Below are 3,908 nucleotides of genomic sequence, written 5' to 3'. Positions count from 1 at the left end.
AAAAGGTAACAGACCTAGAAGTCAAGGCCGCGCCACGTTGGAGGGGTTGGATGTCCATCGGAGTTAAGCAGGGATGTGCATGCGATGTCGCCACGATAAGCGCGAGTTTAGGCGAGTTTTCGGTGCCTTACACGGCATGTGCGGAAATTGTTAACGTCTCGTTTACTATAAGCATCTGCAATATTGACGATATACTGAAGGCCTACGGCGTTGTTTCGGCGGATCGCGTCGCGCAGGCCGTTTCATCGGTGATTTTTCGGCTGAATGGCTCGGGCGCGGCGGCGGTCGCTGCTGGGCATCAGATCCAGGTGACCTTCCCGCAGGATCGGCTCCCCGAAGCCGATTCCCTCGCCCAGGCGTGCGAGGCTTGGATCCGGCACGTCTGTCGCTCGGTCGCGCTGATCCCGTTCTGGACCGAATGGGGCGTCGTGCATGTCTGGCTTTCCGCCCAATGGTCGGCGCAGGTGAATGGTGTCGAAGAGTGCGGCGGCGATGGGCTGCTTGGTTTCTCCGGCGATTCGGTTCCCGACCCTGGAGAGGGGGCGGCGCGGTATCGCCGGGACATGGCGGTGGCGTCCAAGCTGCTCTGCGTCTTGGCGCGTGCCGGCGCTGGCGGGCTCGATGGCGGCGCGCTCCGCATCGTGTGGCAGCCGGTGGTCGCCCGCGCTTCCTGCGAGGTGCTCTATTACCAGTCGACGGTGCGGTTTGAGGAGGCGATCGGCGATCCGTGGCTTGCCCGTAACGCCTTGGCGGTGGTGGAACGGGTGGGGTTTGGCGGCATCATCGACGAGATCGTCGTCGAGGCGACGGTCGCCGAGCTCCAGGCGGATCCGACCGTCATGCTCTCCGCGTCCATTTCCTCGGTTGGTGTGGTATGCAGTTCGTGGTGGGCGCGTCTGGCCCGGCGCCTCGAGCAGGAGCCGGAGATTGCTGCACGGCTGGTGTTGGAGATCAGCGAGACCGCGGCGCTGGCCAGGAGCGCAGAGGTAGGGCGCTTCTGCGACAAGGCGCGCCGGCTCGGATGCAAGATTGCGATCAGCGATTTCGGCGCGGGCTTCGCATCGGTGCGTCAACTCGTGGCGATCGGGCCCGATATCGTGAAGATCGACTGCGGATTTGTCCGGCGCTCGATGACCTCGCCCCGTGATCGCGCGGTCTTGGCAGGGCTGCGGCAACTGGCCGCCGCCGTCGCCCGGATCGTCGTCGCCGATGGCGTCGACACCTTCGCCCATGCGCAGCTGACCGACGAACTCGGGCTTGCCTGGCAGCAGGGCCATTTCTGGGGGAGCGCCTCGACGTGCCGCCCTTGGTGTGCCGCGCGTGCGCCGGTGCCGCCTGGTCCGGCGCTGCTTGCCGGCTGACCGAAGCTTCAACGAAATCGATAGGTGGTGCATGGATTTGTTTGCCGAGAAAATCGAAATCGCCCATTTCAGGGGAGAAGAAGTTGCCTTCCCCTTCGATGAAATTCGGGAATCGAGGACGGGGGAAATCTCCACGCCATTGCGAGGCGTGCTGATTGGCCTGCTGCTGAGTGTGCCCATTTGGGCCATCGGTTTTCTTCTATTTGAGATCTTCTGAGCGGATCGGGTCGGGCGATCCGCATCCCGGGCGCGCGGGTAGCGCGCGGGGCGGCGCGGCGGGGGTGTTTTCGGGCACTCCGGCGGGCTGGGATGGCTGAACCACCTCCGACCGGAGGTTCATTCGCACATGGAATTTCTGACTCCCTGCAATGTGGATGCGGGGGGAGCGGGGGGTGCATGTTAACTTCGAATCACGCTCAGGCTTCTGTCCTGCACGTGCCGATGGCGGGGGGCGCCGAACTGGACCTCGCGCTGCCCAGTGCGAAGTCGCTGCGGACGATCATCGTCAGCGTCAAGCTGGCGGGGGCCGATCTCGCCGGGCTTGTGCTGGGTTATGCGGGCGCGGCCCTGCTCGCGCACCATGCGGGCGGGGCGCCCGGGCCGGGGCCGCGGCTCGTGCTGCTGATCGCCGCGATGTACCTGATGGTCGCCTTTTACGGGCGCAGCTATGCGCGCGGCATCGCGACCAGCGCGGCGACCAGCGTCTGCCGTGCGTCGCTCGCGTTGATCGTGACCTTTCTGTCGATGGTGTTCGGCGCGGCGCTGCTCGGTGGGTTGAGCGCGGCGTGGCTGCGACCCTTCGCGGGCATGATGGTCGCGATGATGCTCGGGATCGCGACGGCGCGTATCGCGCTGGCCGTTGTTCTGTCTGCCCGGCGCTGGCGTTCGCGCGCCGCGGGGCGCCACACGGTGGTGCTGGTGGACGGCGATCACCGCGATCTCGTCGGCAACGTGGAAGGCATGATCGTCGACGTCGCGGCCCACGGTCTCCGCGCCGACGTTCATGATCCCGCCGCGCTCGCCCGGCTTGGCAAGCTGGTGGGGAATGTCGACCGAGTCATCGTTGCGTGTGCGGCGGATCGGCGAGCCTCCTGGTCTGCCGCGCTCGGGGGTGCGAACGTGCCGGTGGAGCTGCTGGTCGAGGAAATGGGTGGCCTGGTTCCGCTGGGCGCCGGGATGTTCGGCGCGATGCCGACGCTGAAGGTGGCGGCGGAGTCGCTGTCGCCGGAAGAGCGCTTGTTGAAGCGCCTGTTCGACATCGCCGTGGCGAGCGTCGCCTTGGTGTTCCTTCTGCCGCTCTTCCTGCTGGTGGCGATCGTCATCAAGCTGGACAGCCCCGGTCCGGTATTCTTCCGCCAGCCGCGCGTCGGCCGCAGCAATCGGCCTTTCCGGATGCACAAGTTCCGCAGCATGCGGTCGGACATGCACGACCTCACCGCCAGCCGTCTGACGACGGGGCGCGATGATGACCGCGTCACGCGGGTCGGTCGCTTCATCCGCGCCACCAGCATCGACGAGTTGCCACAGGTGATCGACGTGCTGCTCGGCCATATGAGCATTGTCGGGCCGCGCCCGCATGCGCTGGGCGCGAAGGCAGGCGGCAAGCTCTACTGGGAAGTCGATGGTGATTACTGGCGTCGCCATTCGATGAAGCCGGGCATCACCGGGCTCGCCCAGGTGCGTGGCTTCCGCGGCACGACCTTCGAGGAGGAGGACCTGCGCAACCGGCTCGCCTCCGATCTCGAATATGTCGAGAACTGGTCCTTCACCGGGGATATCTGGATCGTGCTCCGCACCTTCATGGCGCTGACGGGCAAGCGTGCCTTTTAGCGTGGATCCCTGCCGCCCCGCGCTTTGGGGAGTGCGCCTTCCTCCCGCCAGAGCCGGAGTTCGCGTGGCCGGCTGGCTGGTCTCCTCCATCCTTTCGCGGGCGCTGTCGCGCCTTACTATGACGAGAAGAAAGCTATGATCCATTCTGCGTTGGCTGAGGGAGGGCATCAAAACCCCGTCCTCGCCTGGTCGCCTTCGCCCGCGTCGCGGCGGTTGTCGCCGAGTTCGGGAGGCGGCGCGCGCGAACTCGCGCGGCGGTTGCTGGCCGAGGCGGAGCGGGGGGATGTTCGCGCCCCCTTGCTGCGCGAAGCGGCGCAGGAGCTGCTGAAGCTGGCGATCCTGATCGGTCCTGTTTCGGAGGCGCAGATCTGCGCCGATTATGTCCGGTCCAAGCTCGGCCTGCGGCACCGCGGGAGTGCCCTGCTCCTGCTGGAGTTGATGGAACGTCCCGGTATTCCGCACAAGGCGCCGGATCTTGCGCAGATCGTGTGCACGAAGTCGGTGAATGCTTCGAGCGTCAAGGTCTTCGTGCACGAACTTCGCAGCGTGCTGACCGGATTCGGCATTGAAAACGCCGTTCTGCACCGTGCGCGCGAAGGATATCTTGTCCAGGAGGCAATGATGCCGCAGATTCAGGCGCTACTGCGTTGAAGTCCTTGCATAACCATAGCGCCCATTCAAGGATTTCTTCGTGCGTATTGCGATGATCGGCACGGG

General features: G+C 65.5%; 4 protein-coding genes. All 4 read left to right on the top strand.

Annotated features, from left to right (window positions below):
- The first annotated feature begins 50 nt into the window (after window positions 1-50).
- The 4 genes from SAZ01S_RS23030 (at window position 51) to SAZ01S_RS23015 (ending at window position 3,842) form a co-directional block, all read left to right on the top strand.
- Window positions 51-1,361 (top strand): EAL domain-containing protein, encoded by a 1,311-nt coding sequence (locus SAZ01S_RS23030; RefSeq protein ID WP_084584663.1) that lies wholly within the window; start codon window positions 51-53, stop codon window positions 1,359-1,361.
- A gap of 31 nt (window positions 1,362-1,392) precedes the next feature.
- A complete protein-coding gene (locus SAZ01S_RS23025; RefSeq protein ID WP_084584662.1) occupies window positions 1,393-1,578 on the top strand; it encodes a hypothetical protein in 186 nt (61 codons plus the stop codon).
- Window positions 1,579-1,802: 224 nt separating this feature from the next.
- Window positions 1,803-3,191 (top strand): sugar transferase, encoded by a 1,389-nt coding sequence (locus tag SAZ01S_RS24535; protein ID WP_245825157.1) that lies wholly within the window; start codon window positions 1,803-1,805, stop codon window positions 3,189-3,191.
- A gap of 135 nt (window positions 3,192-3,326) precedes the next feature.
- A complete protein-coding gene (locus tag SAZ01S_RS23015) occupies window positions 3,327-3,842 on the top strand; it encodes a hypothetical protein (RefSeq protein WP_139810217.1) in 516 nt (171 codons plus the stop codon).
- The last annotated feature ends 66 nt before the right edge of the window (window positions 3,843-3,908 follow it).

Origin of the sequence: Sphingomonas azotifigens NBRC 15497, from assembly GCF_002091475.1 — a bacterium.
Taxonomy (GTDB): Bacteria; Pseudomonadota; Alphaproteobacteria; order Sphingomonadales; family Sphingomonadaceae; genus Sphingomonas; species Sphingomonas azotifigens.
Note: the sequence above shows the minus strand (reverse complement) of the source record. Positions and strands in the feature narration are given on the sequence as shown.

Bases quoted from the DNA above. Each gene is read 5' to 3' on its own strand.
- SAZ01S_RS23030 (WP_084584663.1), top strand. From the start codon at position 51: ATGTCCATCGGAGTTAAGCAGGGATGTGCATGCGATGTCGCCACGATA.
- SAZ01S_RS23025 (WP_084584662.1), top strand. From the start codon at position 1,393: ATGGATTTGTTTGCCGAGAAAATCGAAATCGCCCATTTCAGGGGAGAA.
- SAZ01S_RS23015 (WP_139810217.1), top strand. From the start codon at position 3,327: ATGATCCATTCTGCGTTGGCTGAGGGAGGGCATCAAAACCCCGTCCTC.
- SAZ01S_RS24535 (WP_245825157.1), top strand. From the start codon at position 1,803: ATGGCGGGGGGCGCCGAACTGGACCTCGCGCTGCCCAGTGCGAAGTCG.